Origin of the sequence: Phaeacidiphilus oryzae TH49, assembly GCF_000744815.1 — a bacterium.
In the GTDB taxonomy this organism is placed as follows: domain Bacteria; phylum Actinomycetota; class Actinomycetes; order Streptomycetales; family Streptomycetaceae; genus Phaeacidiphilus; species Phaeacidiphilus oryzae.
Genome location: NZ_JQMQ01000004.1, coordinates 22545 through 43622 on the forward strand (window position 1 = coordinate 22545; position 21078 = coordinate 43622).

At 73.5% G+C, this 21078-nt stretch carries 22 protein-coding genes; 16 read left to right on the forward strand and 6 right to left on the reverse strand.

Translation table 11 applies throughout. The features are described from left to right. The first annotated feature begins 31 nt into the window (after positions 1 to 31). Positions 32 to 577, forward strand: coding sequence for a hypothetical protein (locus BS73_RS00240; protein WP_037568383.1), 546 nt, complete (start codon positions 32 to 34; stop codon positions 575 to 577). A 129-nt stretch (positions 578 to 706) separates the two neighbouring features. Here the strand turns inward: BS73_RS00240 and BS73_RS00245 are convergent, their stop codons facing one another. Beyond that, a complete protein-coding gene (locus tag BS73_RS00245) occupies positions 707 to 1519 on the reverse strand; it encodes a PhzF family phenazine biosynthesis protein (RefSeq protein ID WP_037568385.1) in 813 nt (270 codons plus the stop codon). A 221-nt stretch (positions 1520 to 1740) separates the two neighbouring features. On the opposite strand from BS73_RS00245, the gene BS73_RS35685 reads away from it, so the two are divergent. After that, the gene (locus BS73_RS35685) at positions 1741 to 2415 is read left to right on the forward strand and encodes a PadR family transcriptional regulator (RefSeq protein WP_235215286.1); all 675 of its coding nucleotides are present in this window, start codon (positions 1741 to 1743) and stop codon (positions 2413 to 2415) included. Between the two features lie 4 nt (positions 2416 to 2419). On the opposite strand, the gene BS73_RS00255 is transcribed toward BS73_RS35685, so the two are convergent. Beyond that, the gene (locus BS73_RS00255; RefSeq protein ID WP_235215215.1) at positions 2420 to 2977 is read right to left on the reverse strand and encodes a hypothetical protein; all 558 of its coding nucleotides are present in this window, start codon (positions 2975 to 2977) and stop codon (positions 2420 to 2422) included. Positions 2978 to 3486: 509 nt separating this feature from the next. Between BS73_RS00255 and BS73_RS40225 the strand changes: the two genes are divergently transcribed. After that, positions 3487 to 4023, forward strand: coding sequence for a Clp protease N-terminal domain-containing protein (locus BS73_RS40225; protein WP_063836873.1), 537 nt, complete (start codon positions 3487 to 3489; stop codon positions 4021 to 4023). Between the two features lie 387 nt (positions 4024 to 4410). On the opposite strand, the gene BS73_RS00265 is transcribed toward BS73_RS40225, so the two are convergent. From BS73_RS00265 to BS73_RS38570, 3 genes are all read right to left on the reverse strand, one after another. Further along, the gene (locus tag BS73_RS00265; RefSeq protein ID WP_037568386.1) at positions 4411 to 4737 is read right to left on the reverse strand and encodes a hypothetical protein; all 327 of its coding nucleotides are present in this window, start codon (positions 4735 to 4737) and stop codon (positions 4411 to 4413) included. 113 nt (positions 4738 to 4850) lie between these two features. After that, entirely contained in the window at positions 4851 to 6113 is a 1263-nt protein-coding gene (locus tag BS73_RS00270; RefSeq protein ID WP_051938933.1) for a PP2C family protein-serine/threonine phosphatase, read from the reverse strand. A 64-nt stretch (positions 6114 to 6177) separates the two neighbouring features. After that, on the reverse strand, positions 6178 to 6630 hold the full coding sequence (locus BS73_RS38570; RefSeq protein WP_152617457.1) for a hypothetical protein: 453 nt from the start codon (positions 6628 to 6630) through the stop codon (positions 6178 to 6180). Positions 6631 to 6997: 367 nt separating this feature from the next. On the opposite strand from BS73_RS38570, the gene BS73_RS00280 reads away from it, so the two are divergent. From BS73_RS00280 to BS73_RS00340, 13 genes are all read left to right on the forward strand, one after another. After that, positions 6998 to 8614 carry an ABC transporter substrate-binding protein gene (locus tag BS73_RS00280; RefSeq protein WP_235215216.1) on the forward strand — a complete coding sequence of 539 codons (1617 nt, stop codon included), beginning with the start codon at positions 6998 to 7000 and terminating at the stop codon, positions 8612 to 8614. After that, a complete protein-coding gene (locus BS73_RS00285; protein ID WP_037568388.1) occupies positions 8611 to 9564 on the forward strand; it encodes an ABC transporter permease in 954 nt (317 codons plus the stop codon). Before BS73_RS00280 ends, BS73_RS00285 begins: the two co-directional genes overlap by 4 nt. Continuing rightward, on the forward strand, positions 9561 to 10460 hold the full coding sequence (locus BS73_RS00290; protein ID WP_051938935.1) for an ABC transporter permease: 900 nt from the start codon (positions 9561 to 9563) through the stop codon (positions 10458 to 10460). The genes BS73_RS00285 and BS73_RS00290 overlap by 4 nt, the downstream gene beginning before the upstream one ends. Then, positions 10460 to 11608, forward strand: coding sequence for an ABC transporter ATP-binding protein (locus BS73_RS00295; RefSeq protein ID WP_084703658.1), 1149 nt, complete (start codon positions 10460 to 10462; stop codon positions 11606 to 11608). Before BS73_RS00290 ends, BS73_RS00295 begins: the two co-directional genes overlap by 1 nt. After that, positions 11605 to 12624: an ABC transporter ATP-binding protein gene (locus tag BS73_RS00300; RefSeq protein ID WP_037568390.1), complete on the forward strand. Its 1020-nt coding sequence runs from the start codon at positions 11605 to 11607 to the stop codon at positions 12622 to 12624. The genes BS73_RS00295 and BS73_RS00300 overlap by 4 nt, the downstream gene beginning before the upstream one ends. Before the next feature lie 164 nt (positions 12625 to 12788). Continuing rightward, positions 12789 to 13067, forward strand: coding sequence for a GlsB/YeaQ/YmgE family stress response membrane protein (locus tag BS73_RS00305; RefSeq protein ID WP_037568392.1), 279 nt, complete (start codon positions 12789 to 12791; stop codon positions 13065 to 13067). A gap of 138 nt (positions 13068 to 13205) precedes the next feature. Then, positions 13206 to 13703, forward strand: a complete 498-nt coding sequence (locus BS73_RS00310) for a hypothetical protein (protein ID WP_037568394.1) — start codon at positions 13206 to 13208, stop codon at positions 13701 to 13703. 492 nt (positions 13704 to 14195) lie between these two features. Continuing rightward, a complete protein-coding gene (locus BS73_RS00315) occupies positions 14196 to 14804 on the forward strand; it encodes a CAP domain-containing protein (protein ID WP_152617459.1) in 609 nt (202 codons plus the stop codon). Between the two features lie 256 nt (positions 14805 to 15060). After that, positions 15061 to 16263 (forward strand): amino acid ABC transporter substrate-binding protein, encoded by a 1203-nt coding sequence (locus BS73_RS00320; protein WP_051938937.1) that lies wholly within the window; start codon positions 15061 to 15063, stop codon positions 16261 to 16263. 13 nt (positions 16264 to 16276) lie between these two features. Further along, positions 16277 to 17173 (forward strand): branched-chain amino acid ABC transporter permease, encoded by an 897-nt coding sequence (locus BS73_RS00325; protein ID WP_037568398.1) that lies wholly within the window; start codon positions 16277 to 16279, stop codon positions 17171 to 17173. Beyond that, positions 17170 to 18240: a branched-chain amino acid ABC transporter permease gene (locus BS73_RS00330; protein ID WP_037568400.1), complete on the forward strand. Its 1071-nt coding sequence runs from the start codon at positions 17170 to 17172 to the stop codon at positions 18238 to 18240. Before BS73_RS00325 ends, BS73_RS00330 begins: the two co-directional genes overlap by 4 nt. A gap of 5 nt (positions 18241 to 18245) precedes the next feature. Further along, positions 18246 to 19034: an ABC transporter ATP-binding protein gene (locus BS73_RS00335; RefSeq protein WP_051938939.1), complete on the forward strand. Its 789-nt coding sequence runs from the start codon at positions 18246 to 18248 to the stop codon at positions 19032 to 19034. Beyond that, positions 19031 to 19780, forward strand: a complete 750-nt coding sequence (locus tag BS73_RS00340) for an ABC transporter ATP-binding protein (protein WP_037568401.1) — start codon at positions 19031 to 19033, stop codon at positions 19778 to 19780. Before BS73_RS00335 ends, BS73_RS00340 begins: the two co-directional genes overlap by 4 nt. A gap of 1 nt (position 19781) precedes the next feature. Here BS73_RS00340 and BS73_RS00345 read toward each other — a convergent pair whose 3' ends face one another. Beyond that, positions 19782 to 21053 (reverse strand): LacI family DNA-binding transcriptional regulator, encoded by a 1272-nt coding sequence (locus BS73_RS00345; RefSeq protein ID WP_084703660.1) that lies wholly within the window; start codon positions 21051 to 21053, stop codon positions 19782 to 19784. Positions 21054 to 21078 lie beyond the last annotated feature (25 nt).

A 21078-nucleotide genomic window follows, 5' to 3' on the forward strand; every position in this document is an offset into this window, starting at 1 on the left:
GGGCGCCTTGTAAGGGTGTAATCCTGATTACATGACAGCGAGTGATACCGGAACGACGCTCGCAGGCTGGTTTGCGGAGCGGGTTCCCGAAGGATTGTTCGAAGGGGCGCCGGAGGTCGTCGTCGACCGCGAGGAGATCACGGTCGTCGGGGTGATTCCGGAGCCGGAGGGACCGGAGGAGCCGGAGGGCTCGGAGGAGTCCGAGGACACGCCGGGTGCGCGGCTGGCCCGGATCGAGGAGGCCGTGGCCGCCTTCCGGGAGCGGACCCGCGAGCAGCGGATCCAGCTCGCGCGGGAGGCGGAGCAGCGGTTCGGCCGCAAGGTCTCCTGGGGGGTCGAGTGCGGCGGGCGGCGGGTGATGTTCACCAGCCTGTCGGTGCCCGCGATGACCAGGCTGCGCCAGCCGGAGCGGCAGATCCTGGACACCCTGGTCGCCGCCGGGGTGGCGCGCAGCCGCTCGGAGGCGCTCGCCTGGTGCGTCCACCAGGTGGGCAGGAACGCCGACGGCTGGCTGGGTGAGCTGCGCGAGGCGGTACGCCGGGTGCAGGACGTCCGCCGGCACGGCCCGGACGCGTAGCCGCGTAGCGAAAAGCAGGGAGCCGGAAGCAGGGAGCCGGAAGCAGGGAGCGGGGAGCAGAGAGCAAGGGGCAAGCGCGACGGGAGGCGGCGCGCGGGGCGCGGAGGCGTACCCCGCGCGCCGCCCCTGTCACAGCCGCAGATCGCCTTCCAGGGTGGTGACGGCGTGGCCGGTGAGGCGGACCCGGGCGCCGGCCGCCTCGGTGCGCACCAGGCCACCGCGCCGGGAGGCCTGGTAGCCCGTCAGCGCGGTCCGGCCGAGGCGGTCCGACCAGAACGGGGCAAGCGCGGTGTGGGCGCTGCCGGTCACCGGGTCCTCCGGGACGCCGACGGCAGGCCCGAAGAACCTGGACACGTAGTCATAGCCGCCGGGGCCGTCCGCGCCGGCCGCGGCGGTGGTGATCACGCCGCGGGTGGCCAGGGCGACCACCAGGCCGAGATCCGGGACGAGTCCGCGGACCGTCGACTCGTCGGCCAGCTCGACCAGCAGATCGCCCAGCTCTCCCGTCTCGTAGGCGGCGACCACCGGGGAGCCGAGCGCCTCGACCAGGCCCTCCGGGACCGGCACCTCGGTGGGCGGGTTGGCCGGGAAGTCCAGGGTGATCGCCCCGGTCTGGCCCGCCTCGGCGGTGAGCCGTCCGCTCAGCGTGTCGAACTCGGCCGTCGCCCCGGGCGCCAGCAGGCCGTCCTCGCGCAGCGCGTGGGCGGTGGCCAGGGTGGCGTGGCCGCAGAGCCGGACCTCGACGGCCGGGGTGAACCAGCGCAGCTCCCAGCCGCCGGACGGCCGCGGGCGGGTGAAGGCGGTCTCGGCGAGGTTCATCTCCATCGCGATCGAGGCGAGTACCTCGTCCTCGGGCCAGGGGCCCTCGGGGAGGAGGCAGACCCCGGCCGGGTTTCCGGCGAAGGGGCGGTCGGTGAAGGCGTCGACGGTTCGGATCCTCATGGCGCAGACGCTACCGCCCGCGAAAGATCTTGCCGACGGCGCTTGTCGAGCGACAGTCACCGATATATCGTTGAGCTATCGGGAGCCGATCGGTTCCCGACGACCACTCGACGAAAGGAGTCGCCATCATGCGACCCGGAACGAACTTCGAGCGTGACTTCAACGGCCCCGGCCCCTTCGGCCGCGGGCGAGGCGGCCACGGTGGCCGCGGTGGACGCGGCATGCGCGCGGGCGGCCCGACGGGGCCGATGGGCCAGCGCTTCGAGGGCCGTGCGGCCTTCGGACCGTTCGGTCCCGGAGGCTTCGGCGGCCCGGGCGGGCCCGGAGGACCCGGCGGACCCTTCGGTCCATGGGGCTTCGGCCACGGCGGGCGCGGGCGCGGCGGTCGGGCACGAGCCCGCAGGGGCAATGTGCGCGCCTCCCTCCTCGCGCTGCTCAAGGAGCGGCCGATGCACGGCTACGAGATGATCCAGCGGATCGGCGAGCTCACCGAGGGCGCCTGGCGCCCCAGCCCCGGCTCGGTCTACCCGACCCTCCAGTTGCTGGAGGAGGAAGGGCTGATCGCCAGTCAGGAGGAGGGCGGCAAGCGGCTGTTCCGGCTCACCGAGAGCGGACGCCGTGAGGCCGAGGCCGGCCCGGGCGAGCCCTGGCGCCAGGACGGGCCCGACCAGCCGGACCTCAGCGCGCTGCGCGACGCCAAGCAGACCATCGGCGGCCTGATGGGCGCCGTCTGGCAGGTGATGGGCGGCGGCACTCAGGAGCAGCGCACCAAGGCGCTGGGCATCCTGGACGAGGCCCGGCGCAGGATCTACCTGCTGCTCGCCGAGGCCGAGGGCTCCGGGGCCGCCGAGACCCCGGAGGACGAGGTCCCGGAGGACGGCCCCGAGGACGCCTGAGTCCTCACCGCCACTCGGGCGGGCGCCGCAGCAGTCGGTCGACGTCCCGGCGGCGCAGCCCGTCGCCGGGGTCGACCCGCAGCAGCAGTCGGTCGGTGCGGCTCGCGCAGTCGCGCAGCAGCCGGTCCGGGATGACGTCGTCGATCCAGGCGAACGGCCGTCCTGCCGAGTGCCGGAGGATGGGGAGCCAGTCGCTCCGGGAGGCCCAGCCCTCCCGGAGCGACTGCTGTTCCGGGCCGGAGCGCGCCGCTCGGCGACCTCCGCGACCTCCGCGGCCGCCGGGGCCGAGGCCTGGGCCGAGGTCGGCGCCGTCGCCGGGGCCCAGGGCCGGTCCCTGCTGCTGGACTGGGACCACCGGGAGCTCCGGGAGGCCGAGCAGCGGGCCGATCAGGGTGTTCGCCCGCTCCTGCCAGGTGGTGGCCCAGACCAGTTCGTAGACCGCGGAGAGCTCGCGGAGCCAGCGGCCGTGCCGCTCGCACAGCAGCACCCGGGTGCCGAGCAGCGAGTGGACGGTGAAGCCCGCGTCCGGCGCCGGGCGGACGGGGTTGAGGACGCCGTCCACGTCCAGGTAGAGGAGGGGCTTGGCGGCGTGCTGGGCGCGGCCGCGGGGGCCGCCGCGGTGGGTGGGGGCAGCGAGCGGGGCATCGGGGGCACGGGGGTCATGGGGGTGTCCAGGGATCGGGCCGGAGGGCGTGGCCGGTGGACGGCGGGGGGAAGAGCGGGGTTCTCGGGGAGTTCGACGCCGCAGCGCGGGTGTGCGGTTGCGCGCGGCCGGGGGCGCGCAGGTCTGGAACGCGCCGCTTCGGAAATCCCCCATCCGTCACCGGAAGGCCGGTTCTCCCAGCTCTGACGAGCGCACCGATACGGGCGATCCGGGGGCTCCCTCCACTCATCGTATGGACGGGTTGACGGAGGGTCACCAAGCGCAGCAGACTGCCCGCGAGACCTCTGCCGTGGCCTGCGGGGAGGACGGCTCTCATCCATACGGATGAGGCACCTCCCGAAATGTTCCTTCTTGTGGAGGCCGTGAACCGCCCCAGCCGGGGATGCCCTCCCCCCGAGCCTAGTGATGTGGTGGACAGCATGTCCGGATTCCGCCCAGAGACCGCCCGCTCCTCCTTGAGACTGGTCGCCTCCGCCGCCAGACGCCGGGCGGTGCGGGCCGGTGATCGCGAGGTGGACACCGGTCACCTGCTGCACTCGATCCTCGAGGCGGATCCGGCGGCGCTGCTGGCGGCCGCCCCGGCGCCGGCGCAGGCCGGGCGGCTGATGGGGTACCTGGCCCAGCGCAGCATCGGCTTCGGCCGGCGCTGGCAGTCGGTCAGCGAGAGCTCAGCCGAGGCCGCCGACTGGGACTGGCCCTCCGGCTGGAGCCGTACCGCGGCCCGCGCGCTGGAGCGCGCCCGGGAGCGTGCGCGGAGCCGGGGGGTGGACGAGGCGGACGGCATGGACCTGCTGGCCGAGCTGGCCTCGGATCCGGGCAGCAGGGCGGTGGAGATCCTCCGGGCGGCCGGGATCGATCCGGTCGCGGTCGTCTCCGGCTGCCGCCTCGCGGAGCTGGAGCCGGCCGCGGCCGAGGACGGAACGGGCGGCGGCCTGGCCGGCTAGCAGCGCCGCCAGGCCGCCGCCCGGTCCCGCGGGCGGGCCCGCCGTTCGGCGTCGCCCGCGCGGGTCAGGGCCTGAGGCCCGGGCCTCAGGCCGGGGCAGGGGGGTCCGTCGGCGAGTGCGCTCCTGCCGTCGGTGACGGCGGAGCTTGCGGGGGCTGCTCGCACTCCTCGAGGCCCGTGTCGGTGTGGACGACCCGGATGGGCCTGTCGGTGCTGTCGTGCTTGCGAGGACCGCCGGGCACCACGCGCTGGGGCCGGCCGCAGCGCGGACACATCAGGGGCAGCGGAGCCATCGCCCTCACCTCCTCTCCTCCGGTTCTCCTGCCTCCAGCATGCTCCCCGGAGCGCCGCATAAGAAGCGCCGCGCGCCCGGCCCGCCCCGGCCGGTTCAGCGCCCGAGGGCGTGCAGCAGCTCCTGCTTGTTCATCTTGGAGCGGCCTTCGATGTGCTTCTTCCTGGCCTCGGCGTAGAGCTGGTCCTTGGTCGGGCCCTGCGAACCGCTGTGCGAGCGCTCGCCGCCGCGCTGCGAGGCGGACTTGGGGTCGCGGGTGGAGGTGCGGCTGGCGGTCCTGGACTCCCCGCTCCGGGCGCGCTGCTTGTTGACGGTACGGGACGCGATCTCCTTGGCCCGCCCCTCGGAGGCGCCCCGCTTCTTGGAGCTCTCCTTGATGTGCTCGTACTGCCGCTCGCGCTTGCGGTTGGCTCCTGCCGGCATCGGACTTCTCCCTCTCGGACGAGGACTGGATCCCGGGGCGGCCGCTGCGGCCATCCCTCGGTCCAGCCCAACCCCGATCCGCCCGGCCCGCCACGCCGACGGGCCCAATCGCCTTACGGTTCGCCCAGCGGGCCCTGCGCCTCCGGCCTCTGCGCGTCCGGCCCCTGGGCCTGGGCCTGCGCGGGGCTCTGCCGGGGCCGCCACTCGACCAGCATGATCGTCGCGTCGTCCTGGAGCTGGTTGTGGTCGCGGTCGAGGATGGCGTGCATCAGCCGGCGCAGGGTCTCCGGAGCGGGCTCCCCGGCCGCGGTGGCCCGGATGACGGACTCGGTGAACCGGGTGAGGCCGAACTCCGCCCCGTCCCTGACCCGCCCCTCGGTGACCCCGTCGGTGAAGCAGAACACCCGGTCCCCGGGCAGCAGTTGGACCTCGTGGACCTCGCGGACGATCTCCGCCAGGCGGGCCGGCATCCCCATCGGGGGCTGGGGCGTCCGCTCGAAGGCCCCCTCCACCACCTTCTCGTCCCGGATCAGCACGGGCGTCGGATGGCCGCAGTTGCACCAGCGGAACCTGCCGTCGGCGAGGCTGAGCTGCATGAAGATCCCGGTGCAGAAGCGGTCGGGCAGCCATTCGTCCAGGGCGCTGTCCACGCTCTCGGCCAGTTCCGGCAGTTCGGCGCCGACCCGGCGGGCGTTGCGGCAACCGGCCGTGGCCACCGCGGTGGTCAGCCCGGAGGCCAGGTCGTGGCCCATCGAGTCCAGGATCGTGGCGTACAGGCAGTCGCCGGTAAGGGCGTGGTCGAAGGCGTCGCCGCCCAACTCGTAGGCGGGTTCCAGGATCGCGGTGGACACCGCGTGCCCGTCGCTGACGGTCCTGGGCGGCAGAAAGGCCCGCAGCATCTCGGAGGGGAGCTGCATCGGCTCCGCGCGGGTGCGCTTCACATAGCTGTCGCTGTACATCCGCTTGGAGGTGACCAGCAGGGCGAGGAGGGAGACCAGCGCTCGGCAGCGGCGCAGCGCGGCCGCGTCCAGCCGGGCCGTCCGCACCCCCACCACGCCGAGCCGCTCTACCCCGTCGACCAGCGGGAACCAGGCGTGGATCTCGTCTCCGCTCTCGTCCACCCGCTGGGTGAGGGTCCGGTAGACCCACCCGGGCGGGGAGGTGTCGACGTCCAGCGCCGGCTGGTCCCCGTCCAGCGGGACCAACCGGCGCTGCTGGAGGTCGATCAGGAAGACCTCCACCCCCCGGAGGCCCAGCGCCCTGGCGTACTCGTTCACCAGGGCGGTGAGCTCGGTCGGCGGGACTCCGGGGGCCCGCGCGAGGAGGTCCTCGACCAGCCGCTCGGCGACGGTGCTGTCGACGCCTTCGTCGGACACGCTCTTCCTTTCCTCGCGGCGGGCCTGCGCGGCCGCGGCGGCCGTGGCGGCCGCCGGGCGCGGCTCAGTGGCCGAACAGGTGGAGGCTGTGCCGGCGGCGGCCCTTCTGTGCGGTCGCGGACTGGGAGAACGAGGAGCCGGAGCCGACCAGCGGTGCGGTGGCGTCCCCGGTCCGCGTTCGAGCCGCCGGCTGGGCCGGCTGGGCCGGCTGCGCCTGGGCGTGCTGGGCGACGGCGTCCCGCTCGTCGGCCACCCGGTCCCGCTCGGCGCGGGCGTGGCGCAGCTTGCGGTGGCGCCGGTGGGCCAGGGCCCCGCCGCCGGACATCATCATGAAGCCCAGGCCGAAGATCAGGGCCAGGGCAAGACCGGCGCAGAAGATCGCCAGCATGTTGAGGGTCGCGATGTGGTTGCCGAGGATCGTCACGCTGTACGACGGTCCGCCGGAGAAGTTGTCGGCGATCACGAGCCCGGTGAACGCAGCGGTGGCCGCCATCAGGAGGAGACCCAGCAGAATCATGACCTTCACCTCTTTCGTCGCTTTCATCCCTATACCCGGACTAAGCGGACTCAATAGTGCCGACAGCCGTCCTGCTTCCCCTGGGGTGTCGCCGGTTCGTCGCCCGTAGTGACTGTTATCGCGGATCGCGATCACCGACCGATCGGTAATCGGTTGCTTCCGGCAGCCGTCCGGGCTCTGACGTGTCGGTTCGCCTCCACCAGCGCTGAGGCACCGTCAGAAGCGCTGTGTCACTTCTGCGTTAACCACCACTCCGGCATGCGCGGGGTCTTGCCGGGGGCGGGCTCCACACGTAGCTTCCCGCACACCCCAGTCCGCCATGATCACTGGAGGTGCGTCCCCCGTGCCCCGCCGGCCGAGGCCACCCTTGCTCAGTCCGCTGGTCAGAACGCTGACCGCCACGCTCACCGCCCTGGTCGCGCTGCTCGCGCTGGACGGCTGTGCCGCGCTCAACACCTCCACCACCACCGTCGGACCGGTCCGGATGACCGACGACCGTGCGGTGCGCGACGGCGGAGTGCTGACCGTCGCCCTGCAGAGCGACCCCGACAAGCTCGATCCGACGCTCGCCAACACCCTGGTCTCGCGCACCGTCTTCGCCGCGATGTGTCAGAAGCTCTACGACATCGACGCCTCCGACCGGATCGTTCCCCAACTGGCCGCGGCACTGCCCACCACCTCGGCCGACGGGCGCACCGTCACCATCCCGATCAGGCGGGGCGCCCGGTTCAGTGACGGCACCCCGCTCACCGCCCAGGCCGTCGTGACCTCCATCGACCGGGACCGCACCCTGCCCGGCTCCGCCCGCGCCACCGAGCTGAGTTCGGTCACCGGGGCCGCCGCCACCGGTCCGTACACCGTGCGGCTCAGTCTCTCCAAGCGCTATGTACCGCTGCTGCCGGTGCTGGCCGACCGGTCCGGGATGGTGATGTCGCCGACCGCGCTGGCCAAGTACGGCAAGGACTTCACCAACCACCCCTCCTGCGTGGGGCCGTTCAAGTTCGTCGACCGGGTCGCCGGGGACCGCATCGTCCTCACCCGCGATCCGGACTACTACGGCGCGAGCGGCGTCCATCTGGACGGGGTGGTCTTCAAGACCATCACGGACAGCTCGATCCGGCTGGCCAACCTCCGCTCCGGGGACATCCAGGTCGGCGACCAGATGCAGCCGGTGGACGTGCAGAGCTCGCTCACCGAGCCCAAGCTGCAGCTCTTCAACTCGCCCTCGCTGGGCTGGAGCGGGATCGGCTTCAACATCGGCGACAGCGCCGGGATCGGCCGGCCGGTCGGCCGAGTCGACACGCCGTTCGCCAAGGACGTCCGGGTCCGCGAGGCTTTCGCCCTCTCCCTCGACCGCGACACCATCAACAAGGTGGTCTTCGAGGGGATGTACCAGCCGGCCTGCAGCCCGGTCTCGCCGATCGCGGCCCTGCCGGCCGGGCCGACCAGCTGCCCCGGGCGGAACCTCGCCAAGGCCAGGCAGCTGCTCCGGCAGGCCGGGGTGAAGACCCCCGTCAAGGTGGAGATGCTGATCGCCGACACCCAGCAGGACAGCAGACTGGCGCAGGTCATCCAGGCGATGGCCAAGCAGGCCGGGTTCGACGTCTCGCTGCGGGCCACCGACTACACCACCCAGCTCGCCACCGAGGACGCCGGCAAGTTCCAGCTCACCACCGACGCCTGGTCGGGACGGCTCGACCCGGACGGCAACATCGCGGGCTTCGTCAAGACCGGCGGCGCGCTCAACATCTACGGCCTGTCCGACCCGGTCGTCGACCGGCTGGTCGCCGAGGGCCGCTCGACCGCCGCGCGCCCCGCCCGGCAGGCCGTCTACGACCAGCTCATCCAGCGGGTCAACGACAGCTACGCGGTGATCGTCCTCTACCGGCAGAAGAACTACGTCGTCGCCAGCAAGTCCGTCGCCGGGCTGAAGGTCTACGGCGACGGCCTGATCCGAGTCACCGACGCGGGGTTCATCCGATGACCAGATACCTGCTACGCCGCCTCGGCCAGTCCGTGGTCACCCTCTTCCTGGCCAGCCTCGCGGTCTTCGCCGGGGTCCGGGCCCTCCCCGGCGACCCCGCGCTCGCCATGGCCGGCGAGACCCCGGACCCGGCGGTGGTGGCCCAGATCCGCCACGCCTACGGCTTCGACCGCTCGCTGCCCGTGCAGTACTGGAAGTTCCTGGAGAACGCCGCCGAGGGCAACCTCGGCACCTCCTCCCAGACCGGTGTCCCGGTCGCCCACGCGATCGCCCAGGCGGCCCCGATCACCGTCGAACTCGCCCTCCTCAGCCTGCTGTTCGCGATCGTGCTGGGGATGGGCGCGGGGGTGCTCGCGGCCGTGCGCAGGGGCGGGCCGATCGAGTGGATGGCCAACGCGGCCGCCCTGGTGGGGCTCTCCGTGCCGTCGTTCTGGCTGGGCATCATGCTGGTGCTGGCCTTCGCCATCGCGCTGCCGCTCTTCTCCGCCTCCGGCTTCGTGCCGATCGCCACCGATCCGCTGGACAACCTCCACCGGATGGTGCTGCCCGCGGTGGTGCTCGGCTCGGCGATCGCCGCGGTGGTGATGCGGCAGACCCGCTCGGCGATGCTGGAGTCGCTCTCCGCGGACTACGTCCGCACCGCCCGGGCCAAGGGGCTGAGCCGCCGTCAGGTGGTCTACGGCCACGCCCTGCGGAACTCGCTGATCACCGTGGTGACGGTGCTCGGCCTCCAGCTGGGGCAGCTGATCTCCGGCGCCGTGGTCACCGAGCAGATCTTCGTCCTGCCCGGCTTCGGCAAGCTCACCCTGGACGCGGTCACCAACCGCGACTACGCGATGGTCCAGGGCGTGGTGCTGTGCACCGCCGCCGCGTACATCGCCGTCAACCTGGTGGTCGACCTCCTCTACTCGGTCATCGACCCGCGGATCCGGCTCGGAGGTGCCGCATGAGCGCGACGACCCCGCTGACCCCGGCCGCCGCGGCGCCCGAGGCCGCCACCGCCGCCCTCCCGCGCGGCCGGGCCCGCTGGCGGGCACTCCGGCGCAGCCCGCTGGCGATGACCGGGCTGGTGCTGGCCGTGCTGCTGGTGCTGGTCGCCGTCCTCGCCCCGCTGATCAGCCCCTACGACCCGGCCGGGGCGGACTTCGGGCATGTCCTCGCCCCGCCCTCGCTCGCCCACTGGCTGGGCACCGACGACCTGGGGCGGGACCAGCTCTCCCGGGTGTTCTACGGGGTGCGGGCCTCGATGCAGGTCGGGGTGCTCGCGGTACTGCTGGCCTTCGTGGTCGGGGTGCCGCTGGGGCTGGCCGCCGGCTACTACGGGCGGTTCGCGGACACCGTGGTCTCCCGGCTGACCGACACCATGCTCTCCTTCCCGTTCCTGGTGCTGGCGGTCGGCCTGGCCGCGATCCTGGGGCCCTCGCTGACCAACGCGACCATCGCGATCGGCATCTCGCAGATCCCGGCGGTGGTCCGGATCACCCGGGCCGAGACCCTCCGCCTCAAGCACCTGGACTATGTGGCCGCCACGGTGGCCAACGGGGGCGGGGACGGCACGGTGCTGTTCCGCCGCATCCTGCCGAACGCCTCGCCGGCGCTGATCGTCCAGGCCACCGTGGGCATCCCGAACGCCGTGATCGGCGAGGCGCTGCTCAGCTTCCTCGGCCTCGGCGTGCAGCCGCCGCAGCCCTCGCTGGGCGTGATGCTCTCCTCGGCGCAGACCTATATCGCGCAGGCGCCCTGGATGGCGGTCTTCCCCGGTCTGGTGATCGTGGCCGCCACCCTCGCCTTCAACCTGCTCGGCGACGGCCTGCGCGACGTCCTCGATCCCCGCGGAGGCCGCTGATGCCCACTGCAACCACCACCGCGCCGGTGCTGGTCGTCGACGACCTGTCGGTGGTCTTCCGGCCGCGCGATCCGCAGGACGCCCCCGTCCAGGCGGTGGACGGCGTCTCCTTCTCGCTGGCGCCGGGGGAGGTGCTGGCCATCGTCGGCGAGTCCGGCTGCGGCAAGTCGGTGACCTCCACCGCCTCGCTCGGCCTCCTCCCGGCCAACGCCCGCACCAGCGGGGCGGTGACCCTCAATCCGGACTCGGGCGCGGCGACCGATCTCCTCTCCGCCGACGAACGGGCGCTGGGGGCGGTCCGCGGCAGCGAGATCGCGATGATCTTCCAGGAGCCGATGACCTCGCTCAACCCGGTGCTGACCGTCGGCCGGCAGATCACCGAGGTGCTCCGCCGCCACCAGGGGATGCGCCGCCGCGAGGCGCGCGCCCGGGCGGTCGAACTCCTCGACCTGGTCGGCATCCCGGCCCCGGACCGGCGGATCGACGAGTATCCGCACCAGCTCTCCGGCGGGATGCGGCAGCGGGTGATGATCGCGGTCGCGGTCGCCTGCGACCCGCGGGTGCTGATCGCGGACGAGCCGACCACGGCGCTGGACGTCACCGTCCAGGCCGGCATCCTCGACGTCCTGCGGAACCTCCGCGAGCGGCTGGGCACGGCGATCGTGCTGATCACCCACGACCTCGGGGTGGTCGCGGACATCGCCGACCGGGTGCTGGTGATGTACGCCGGACGGGTGGTGGAGCAGGGCGGGATCGAGGAGGTCTTCGCCGAGCCCCGCCACCCGTACACCCGCGGCCTGCTGGACGCCGTCCTCAGCCCCGGCCGGGGGCCGGCCGACGGGCGGCTGCGGGAGATCCCGGGGATGGTGCCCCGGCTCTCCGGCTCCCCGGACGCCTGCACCTTCGCCGCCCGCTGCGGGCACGCCACCGCGCGCTGCGGCGAGTCCCGGCCGCGCCTCGGCCGGACGGCGGCCGCCGACCACGCCGTCGCCTGCTGGCACCCGCTCGGCGCGCCGGGGCCGGCGGCCCCGGACCTGCCCGCGCAGAACCTGCCCGCGCAGAACCGGCCCGCGCAGCACCAGCCCGCGCAGAACCAGCCCGTACCGCAAGAGTCCCCCTCGCCCTCGGACCCGGAGCCCACCGCATGACCTCCACGGCCGGCACAGCAGCAGAGTCCAGCGGCACCGCCGCCACCGCCGAGGACGCCCCTCCGGTACTCGAACTCGACCGGCTCACCCGGCACTTCAGCAGCCCGCGGGGCACCGTGCGAGCCGCCGACGAGGTCTCGTTGAGCATCGGCCGCGGTGAAGTGGTCGGCCTGGTGGGGGAGTCCGGCAGCGGCAAGTCCACGGTGGGCCGGCTCGCGGTCCGCCTGGACACCCCCACCGGCGGTGCGGTCAGGCTGAACGGGCAGGACATCACCAAGCTGTCCGCCCGGCGGCTGCGCCCGCTGCGCAGGCACTTCCACATCGTCTTCCAGGACCCCTCCTCCTCCCTCGACCCCCGGCAGACGGTCGGCGACCTGATCGGCGAGCCGCTCCGGCTGCACCGGCTCTGCTCCAGCGCGGAGCTGCGGCCCCGCGTCCAGCGGCTGCTCCAGCAGGTCGGGCTGCGGCCGGACTTCGCCGACCGGCACCCGCACGAGCTCTCCGGCGGACAGCGGCAGCGGGTCTCGCTGGCCCGGGCGCTCTCGGTGGACCCGGATCTGCTGGTGGCCGACGAGCCGACCTCCGCGCTGGACGTCTCGGTCCAGGCCGCCGTCCTCAACCTGCTCCGGGACCTGCAGCGGGACCGGGGCTTCGGCTGCCTGTTCATCACCCACGACCTGGCCGCGGTGGAGTTCCTGGCGGACCGCATCGCGGTGATGTACCTCGGCCAGATCGTCGAGCTCGCGGACGCCGACGCGCTCTTCGCCGGGCCGAGGCATCCGTACACCAAGGCGCTCCTCTCCGCGGCGCCGGTGCCGGACCCCGTCCAGCAGCGGAGCAGGGAGCGGATCGTCCTCTCCGGGGAGCTGCCCAGCCCGCTGGCACCGCCACCGGGCTGCCGGTTCCACACCCGCTGCCCGGTGGCCGTGGACCGCTGCCGGACCGAGGCGCCGGCCTTCCGCCCGCTGGCCACGCCGACCCGGCACGAGGTGGCCTGCCACCTGGTGGACGACTGACCGTACGGCCGGGCGCACGGTGGGTGGACGCTCGCTCGGCCGGAAACCGTAGAGCGGGCGGGTCTCGGGATGCGGAGGCGGCGGGAAGCGCCCAGGATCGATGGCAGCGCCCCGGTCGCGCCCATTCGGCCGATCCCGAGCCGGGGCCGCGACCGGAGGTCGTCGTGTTCCAGCTGATCTGGATCATCATCGTCGGTGCCGTCCTCGGCATCATCGCCCGGCTGATCCTCCCGGGCAGGCAACCCATCCCGTGGTGGCTGACCATCATCTTCGGCATCCTCGGCGCCTGGCTGGGCAATGCCCTGGCAGGCTGGATCGGGGTCCGGCACACCTCCGGGGTGGACTGGATCCGGCACGGCCTGCAGGTCGGGTGCGCCATCGTGATCGTGGCCCTGGGCAGCGGGTTGTGGACCTCGTTCCGCCGCGGCCGGGTCAGCCGCTAGATCGCGGAGGTTCCGCGACGGATTTCACGGATCATCGGCCTCCGTGTCACAGGCGTGTCCTGCGGCCCCCCGGTGCGCAACCGCGGGAGGCGCCGATGGAGTCGGCTTCGGACAGATACCCGGTTCGAAGGAGACACCATGCGCGTGCGGAAGATCTCGGTGCTGACCCTGGCCGCAGTGGCCGCCGGCCTGTCGCTCACCGCCTGCGACGGCAACGGGACGACGGCCTCGTCCGCCCCATCCGCCAGCGTCGGGTCGGCGGTGTCTGGCGGTTCCTCCGCGTCCTCCGCGCCGGCCGCGGGCACGGCGGCCACCGGCCAGTCGGCGCCCGCGGCCCCGGCGGCTCCGGCGACCCCGGCCGCCGCCGGTACGCCGGCCCGGTCGGGGGTGAAGTGCACGGATCAGATCGACTACGCAGGGGACCCGCGCTCCAACGCGCAGATCAACTCCATCGGCGACGAGACCGGGCACTGCCCGGCGCCGGAGAAGAGCGGCAGCACCCCGTCCGGGATACCGGAGAAGGCGGGGATGAAGTGCACCGACCAGCTGGACTACGCGGGCGACCCGCGGTCCAACGCGCAGATCAACTCGATCGGCGCGGACACCGGCTACTGCCCCCCGGTCGAGAAGGGCTGAGGCCCCGGGAATGGGCCGGGGAGATGCGTGGTTGAGAGAACCGTGCGGGTGGTCGCCGGTGGGACAGTGTCCCCGGGCCTCACCCATAGCCCGTGGGGAAGATCGTTCGGCTGAAGCCCCACGGTGCCTTTCGCCGCGTAGGCGACCGCCACCGCGGCCATCCGCCATCTGACCGGCGCCGACCAGGGAGCCCCCCGTATCCCTGGCCGGCGCCTTCGCATGTCCGGCGTGCGGCGTGCGGCGTGCGGCGTGGCCAGGGCGGGGGCCGGGCCGGGCTCTTCACTCGTTAGGGCCCGTCGCGGGGCGTGGGCCGGAGTCACCCGGGGCGGCTGTCACCCCTGCGGGCGGGTACCCGGAGTGGGCTAAGGGGGCGGGGTGAAACCGCAGGTGGGAAGCGTTTTCCTGAAGGGCGGGCGGGGGCTCGGGGCAGCTCGGCCGGACAGGCTCCGGCGAGAAGTCGATCTCTGAAACCGAGTGGTCCGGGAGGCCGGGATGCGAAAGCGGCAGCGGAGGAGTCTGGTGGTCGGGATGGCGCTGGCGGGGGTGGTCGCGGGCGCCGCGCCGGCCCGGTCGGTGGCGGCGCCGGAGGTGGGTGCGGCGGCGCGGGCCGGGGACGGCGGGAGCTTCGCGGTGCGGACCCTGCGGGAGATCAACGCCCTGCGCGCCCGGCACGGCGCGCGCCCCCTCGTCCTGGACCCGGGGCTGACCGCCTACGCCGAGGGCCGGGCGCGGACGGTCGCCCGGTGCCCCGGGCTCGAGGCCGGGCACGCCGGACTGCGGGCGCGCACCGGCGAGAACCTCTACTGGGAGGCCGCGCCTGACCCGGCGGCCGATTCGGACGCGGACGGGGACGCCGCGGTCGACGCCTGGTACCAGGAGGGCCGGCACTACGACTACCGGCATCCGGGGCGGCTGAACCTCAAGGCGCTGCACTTCACCCAGCTGGTCTGGGCGGGCAGCCGAAGGGTCGGCCTGGCCCGCCGGATCCAGCGCCGGCGCGGGGCGCGCTACGTGGAGACGTACATCGTCGCCGAGTTCGAGGCCCGCGGTAACGTCGTCGGCCGGTTCGGCGCCAATGTCCATCCCCTCTCGCGGCGATAGCGGGCCGCTCGTCCGGCAATCGTTTGCCTGCGTCCGATGACGTCCGCTGATCGACTGTCGCGGGACCTATTGACGTTCGTGCCGGGGATGGTGACACTCCCTCATGCAATCGATCGCAGCACCATGCCGGCACGGCGCACGCTTCCCGCAGAGGGGTGAGCAGGGTGACGCAGCGGACTGAGCGACGGTTGGCCAGGCGGGCGCGGGGGGCCGCCGTGCTGGGCGGGGTGGGCGCCTTGGTGCTCCTGGCCGCGGCGTGCTCCAGCGGAGGCGGCAGCGGCGGTGGGGGCGGGGGCGGGGCGGTGCGGCCAAGGGGCCGATCAAGGTCGGCGTCTCGCTCTCCCTCACCGGGGACTTCTCCGCCGACGGCAAGGCCTTCCAGCAGGGGTACCAGCTCTGGGCGAAGAACGTGAACGCCGCCGGCGGGCTGCTCGGGCGCCAGGTCACCCTGGACATCGTCAACGACGCCAGCAACCCCGTGCAGGTCTCCACCAACTACCAGAAGCTGATCAGTGTCGACCACGTCGACCTGGTCTTCGGTCCGTTCTCCACCCTGCTGACCAAGGCGGCCTCGCAGGTGGTCGCCCGCTACGGCTACGCCCTGGTGGAGGGCGCGGGCGGCGGCCCCTCGGTCTTCACCAGCGGGCTGCACGACGTCTTCGACGTCAGCCTGCCGGTGGCGAACAACCTGGTCAGCTTCGCCGAGTGGCTCGCGGCCATGCCGCCCGGGCAGCGGCCGGCGACGGCGGCCTACGCGAGCGAGGACGACCCGTTCACCTCCCCGCAGCTGGACCGGGCGCGGTCGATCCTCGAAGCGGCCGGGGTGAAGACGGTCTACAACAAGATCTACCCCTCCGAGACCACCGACTACGGCCCCATCGCCGCCGGGATGATCGGCGCCAAGGCGGACGTGGTGCTGGTCGGCACACTGCTGCCGGACGTGACCGCCTTCATCCAGCAGTTCGTCCAGCAGAACTACGATCCCAAGGCCTTCATCGCCACCGCGGGACCGGACCAGGGCGCCCAGTTCCTCAAGAACATCGGCGGCGCCAAGCGCGCGCAGGGCGTGATGGTGCCCAACGAGTGGTATCCGACCGATCCGGCTCCGGGCAATGCCGCCATGGTGGCCTCCTATCTCCACACCTACGGGGGCAGTGCCCAGGACATCAGCGCGGACGTCGCCGAGGCCTACTCGGTCGGCCAGGTGACCGCCCAGGCGGTGACCCGCAACGGCTCCCTCGACCAGGGCAGGCTGATCTCGGAACTGCACAGCGGCAGCTACCAGACCGTCCAGGGAGCGGTGAAGTTCGACGCCACCGGGCAGAACACCAAGGCCTTCGCCTATGTCTTCCAGTGGCAGAACGGCCGGCTGGTGCCGTACCAGCCGAACGCCGCCAAGGCGCTGACCCCGGTGCCGCCGGAGAAGGCCGCGGTGCTCTACCCCAAGCCGGCCTGGTGAGGGCGGGCCGCCGATGGGGAGCGAACTGGTTCGCGCGGTCGTCGAGGGGGTGCTGACCGGCGGTGTCTACGCCCTGATGGCCGCCGGTCTGACGCTGGTCTTCGGGGTGATGGACATCATCAACATCGCCCAGGGGATCATGGTGGTGCTGGGCGCGTATCTCGCCTATGTGCTGCAGGTCCACGCCGGGATCGACCCGTTCGTCGGCCTGGTGGTCACCGTGCCGGCGATGTTCCTCCTCGGGATGGGCATCGAGTGGGGGTTCGTCCGGCGGCTGCGGCGGCGCGGGCGTGCCGGGCGGGACCGGGCGGCGCTGTCGGTGCTGGTCACCTTCGCGGTGGCGATCGTGATCGAGGGCGTGCTGACCGTCGTCTTCTCCGCCGACCTGCGCACCCTGAACGCCTGGTACGTCCGCCGCTCCTGGCAGGTCGCCGGGCTGCGGCTGCCGTATGTGTACCTCTTCGGGTTCGGGCTGGCCGTCGTCCTGCTGGCGGCGCTCTACCTCTTCCTCTACCGGACCAGGGGCGGGTTCAGCCTCCGGGCGTCCATGGAGAACCGGGACGGCGCCGAACTGATCGGCGTCGAGATCGACCGGGTGTGCGCCCTCACCTTCGGCCTGGGGACCGCGGTGACCGCGGCCGGCGGCGCGGTCTTCGGGGCGACCAACACCTTCGACCCCAACTCCGGCTACGACCTGATCTCCCGGCTGCTGGTGATCGTCGTCCTCGGCGGGCTGGGCAGCATCGGCGGCGCGCTGGTCGCGGCCGTGGCGGCGCTGGTGATCGAGGACGTCACCGCCGTGCTGTGGTCGCCGGTGTGGGCGAGCACGGTCTTCTTCGCGGTGCTGATCGCCGTGCTGCTGCTGCGACCCAACGGCCTCTTCGGCCGGCCGGAGGCGAGGACCGCGTGACCACCGCCCAGACCCCCCACCGGACCAGGACGGCGGCCGCGACGGCGGCGACGGCGGCGGCCACCGCGGCGCTGATGGACCGCTTCGAGCCGCTGGCCCGCAGCCGCCGGCTGCGGATGGGCGGGGTGCTCGCGGTGCTCGCGGCGGCGGTCTGCTTCCCGCTGGTCTTCGGCAATCCGGCGACCACCTCGGTCGCCATGTTCACCCTGCTCTACGCGGCGGCCGCGTCCGCCTGGAACCTCTTCTCCGGCTTCACCGGATACATCGCGCTGGGCAACGCGGTCTTCTTCGGCAGCGGCGCCTACTTCCTGGCCGACGTCACCGCCCGTCTCCATGTCCGGGGCGGGGCCGGGGTGTTCGCGTTCGTTCCGCTGGCGGGGCTGTTCGCGGGGGTGGTGGCGGTGCCGGTCGGCTGGCTGGCGCTGCGGACCAGACGGCACACCTTCGTGGTGATCACCATCGCGATCTTCTTCATCTTCCAGCTCCTCGCCTACAACCTCCACTCCCTCACCAACGGCTCGGCCGGCCTTCAACTGCCGTTCGCCCCTTGGCCCGCGGCCACCTACAACGACTGGTTCTACGCCGCCGCGCTGGTGCTCGCGGTGGTCAGCACGGCCTGCGCCTGGCTGGTCCGCCGGTCGCGGACGGGGCTGGAACTGCTGGCCGTCCGGGACGACGAGGACCGGGCGCGCGGGCTCGGCGTCCGCACCGGGCGGCTGAAGCTGGCGGCCTTCGTCCTGGCCGGCACCCTCACCGGGATGTGCGGCGCGGTCTACGCCTACTACCTGGGCAGCATCTACCCGCCCTTCGCCTTCGACGCGATCTTCGACCTGACAGTGGCGCTGATGTCCTTCCTGGGCGGACTCGGCACGGTCAGCGGACCGGTGGTGGGGGCCCTGGTCCTGGAGCCGATTCAGCAGTACCTGACCGTGCAGTTGAGCGACGCGGGAGTGGCGCTGATCCTCTTCGGCGCGCTCTTCCTGCTGGTCATCGGGGTGCTGCCGGAGGGGATCGTGCCCTCGCTCGGCCGGGCGGCACGCTGGGCGCGCGGCCGGGCCGGGAGGTGAGGGGGGTGACGGGGACGCCGGCGCGGCCGCTGCTGCGGATCGAGGACGTCCACCGCGACTTCGGCGGGCTGCGCGCCCTCGCGGGCTGCTCACTGGCCGTGGAGACCGGCACGGTGACCGGGCTGATCGGCCCCAACGGCTCCGGGAAGACCACCCTCTTCAACGTGGTCACCGGCTACGACCGCCCGGACTCCGGCCGGGTCCGGCTGGACGGCCAGGAGATCACCGGCGCCGCGCCGGACGCCGTCGGCCGGCTCGGCCTGGCCAGGACCTTCCAGCTGACCAGGGTCTTCGACCGGCTCAGCCTGCTGGACAACCTGCGGGTGGGGGCCGCCGCGGTGCCGCGGGCGCGGCGGCAGGCGCTCTACCGCGAGTCGCGCTGCCTTGAACTGCTCGACGTGGTCGGGCTGGTCGACCACGCCGATCGCCGGGCCGGTGAACTCTCCTACGGGCAACGGAAGTTGGTGGAGCTGGCGACGGTGCTGGCGCAGCAGCCGCGGATCGTGCTGCTGGACGAGCCGGCCGGCGGGGTCAACCCGGGCCTGATCGCCCGGATCGGCGGCCTGATCCGCGAGCTCAACCGCTCGGGGACGACGTTCCTGGTGGTCGAGCACAACATGGAGTTCGTGATGGGGGTGTGCGACACGGTCGCCGTGATGGAGCGCGGAGAGGTGATCGCGCAGGGCGAGCCCGAGGCGATCCGGACCGACCCGCGGGTGCTGGACGCGTACCTGGGCGGCGGCCTGGACGACGAGCCGTTCGGCGCGGAGGCGGAGCCGGGGGAGGAGGGGTGAGCGGCGGGGAGGCGGCGGAGCCGCTGCTGGAGTTCCGCGGGGTCTCGGCCGGCTACGGCGGCAGCGACGTGCTGCGCGACCTGTCGCTCGCCGTCCCGCGCGGCGGGGTGACCTGCGTGGTCGGACCCAACGGCGCCGGGAAGTCGACCGTGCTGCGGGTGCTCTCCGGGCAGCTCGCCCCCCGGCGCGGCCAGGTGCTCTTCAAGGGGCGGGACATCACCGGGCTGAGCCCGCGGCGGGTGCTGCGGGAGGGGATCGTGCAGGTGGCCCAGAACCACACCCTCTTCCCGGAGATGTCGGTCCGGGAGAACGTCCGGGCGGGGGCCTTCCTGCTGCGCGACCGGGCCGCCGTGGCCCGGCGGCTGGCCGAGGTCGAGGAGGCCTTCCCGATCGTCCGGGAGCGGGCCGGGGAGCGGGCCGGCGCGCTCTCCGGCGGGCAGCGGCGGCTGGTGGAGTTCGCCCGCTGCCTGATGCTGGACCCGGAGCTGGTGGTGCTGGACGAGCCGTCCATGGGCCTGGACCCGCGTACCCTGCGGGTTGTTCTCGGCCGGGTGCGGGACATGGCAGAGGCGGGCCGGACGGTGCTGCTGGTCGAGCAGAACGTCCGGGCCGGGCTGTCCCTGGCGGCCCGGGCCGTGGTGCTGGAGAGCGGCCGGGTCCGGCTGACCGGGACCGGCGCCGCGCTCCTCGCCGACGCCCGGGTGGCCCACCTCTACCTGGGCGGGGCCACCTCCCCGGCGCCCTGACTCAGCGCCCGCCCGCGGGCCGCGGACCCCCGCCGCCCGGCCGGTCCGTCGACCCCCGGACCACCAGCGTCGCCGGGAGGAGCAGCGAACGCGGGCCGCTCGCCGGGTGCCGGCCCGCCGCGGCCGGACCGGCGGTGAGGCTGTCCAGCAGCATCCGGGCGGCCTCCGCGCCCAGCTCGTGATGGGGGACGCGGACCGTGGTCAGCGGCGGGTGCATCTTGTCCAGGAACGGCATGTCGTTGAAGCCGACCACGCTGACGTCCCGCGGGCACTCCAGTCCGCGTTCGGCCAGCACGTCGTAGCAGCCCAGCGCGATCAGGTCGTTCCCGGCCACCACGGCGGTGAACTCCCGTCCGGCGTCCAGCAGTCCGCGCAGCGCGCGGGCCCCGTCCGGTTCGGTCCAGGCGGCGCACTCGGCGATCAGCTCCGGGGCGTCCGGCAGCCCGTGGTCGCGCAGCGCGTGCCGGAAGGCCCGCGCCCTGGCCACGCCGGTGGACGTGTCCCGGGGACCGGAGAGGTGGGCGATCCGGGTGTGCCCCAGCTCGACCAGATGCCGCACGGCGAGCGCCACCCCGCCGGCGTCGTCCCCGGTGACCAGCGGCACCGGCAGGCCCTCGGTGCGGCGGTTGACCAGCACCATGGTGACGCCCTGGGTGTGGAGGGCGTGCAGCAGCGGGTGGTCGAGCCGGGCGGTGGCCACGATCAGGCCCTCGACCTGGCGGGAGCGCAGCGCCTCGATCCGCGCCTGCTCCCGCTCGGGGACGTTGTCGGTGTTGACCACCCAGGCGCTGTACCCGGCCGGGTCGAGGACGCTCTCGATGCCCCGCACGATCGGCGGGAAGAGGGGGTTCGTCAGGTCCGGGACGACCAGCCCGACGGTCGCGGTGCGGGCCGTCTTGAGGCTGCGCGCGATCGGGTTCGGCTGGTAGCCGAGGGCCTCGGCGGCCCGGCGGACCCGGCGGGCGGTCTCGCCGCGGACCATCCGCCGGGTCTCCGGGTTCAGCGCCCGGGAGGCGGTGGCCGCGTGGACGCCGGCGGCCTCGGCCACGTCCCGGAGGGTCGGCGGGCGGCCGGGGGCGACGGGCTCGGCCCGCGCGGGACGGTCGGGGGAGCGCTCGGGGGAACGGTCGGCGGAGGGCCCGGAGGAGCGATCGGCGGAGACCGCGGCGGAGCGCTCGGCGGAGGCCGTGGCGGAGCGGTCGCGGGAGCGGTCGCCGGAGCGTCCGCGGGGGCCCTGCTGCCGGGGCAGGGCCGGGTGGTGGTCGGTCTGCATCTCTCCCTCTGGCGGTGTCCGACGG

Excerpts from the sequence above, each read along its gene's own strand:
- BS73_RS00325 (WP_037568398.1), top strand. The coding sequence starts at position 16,277 with ATGGGGAGCGAACTGGTTCGCGCGGTCGTCGAGGGGGTGCTGACCGGC.
- BS73_RS00295 (WP_084703658.1), top strand. The coding sequence starts at position 10,460 with ATGCCCACTGCAACCACCACCGCGCCGGTGCTGGTCGTCGACGACCTG.
- BS73_RS00310 (WP_037568394.1), top strand. The coding sequence starts at position 13,206 with ATGCGCGTGCGGAAGATCTCGGTGCTGACCCTGGCCGCAGTGGCCGCC.
- BS73_RS00345 (WP_084703660.1), bottom strand. The coding sequence starts at position 21,053 with ATGCAGACCGACCACCACCCGGCCCTGCCCCGGCAGCAGGGCCCCCGC.
- BS73_RS00300 (WP_037568390.1), top strand. The coding sequence starts at position 11,605 with ATGACCTCCACGGCCGGCACAGCAGCAGAGTCCAGCGGCACCGCCGCC.
- BS73_RS00240 (WP_037568383.1), top strand. The coding sequence starts at position 32 with ATGACAGCGAGTGATACCGGAACGACGCTCGCAGGCTGGTTTGCGGAG.
- BS73_RS00265 (WP_037568386.1), bottom strand. The coding sequence starts at position 4,737 with ATGCCGGCAGGAGCCAACCGCAAGCGCGAGCGGCAGTACGAGCACATC.
- BS73_RS00315 (WP_152617459.1), top strand. The coding sequence starts at position 14,196 with ATGCGAAAGCGGCAGCGGAGGAGTCTGGTGGTCGGGATGGCGCTGGCG.
- BS73_RS00245 (WP_037568385.1), bottom strand. The coding sequence starts at position 1,519 with ATGAGGATCCGAACCGTCGACGCCTTCACCGACCGCCCCTTCGCCGGA.
- BS73_RS38570 (WP_152617457.1), bottom strand. The coding sequence starts at position 6,630 with ATGATTCTGCTGGGTCTCCTCCTGATGGCGGCCACCGCTGCGTTCACC.
- BS73_RS35685 (WP_235215286.1), top strand. The coding sequence starts at position 1,741 with ATGCGCGCGGGCGGCCCGACGGGGCCGATGGGCCAGCGCTTCGAGGGC.
- BS73_RS00290 (WP_051938935.1), top strand. The coding sequence starts at position 9,561 with ATGAGCGCGACGACCCCGCTGACCCCGGCCGCCGCGGCGCCCGAGGCC.
- BS73_RS00285 (WP_037568388.1), top strand. The coding sequence starts at position 8,611 with ATGACCAGATACCTGCTACGCCGCCTCGGCCAGTCCGTGGTCACCCTC.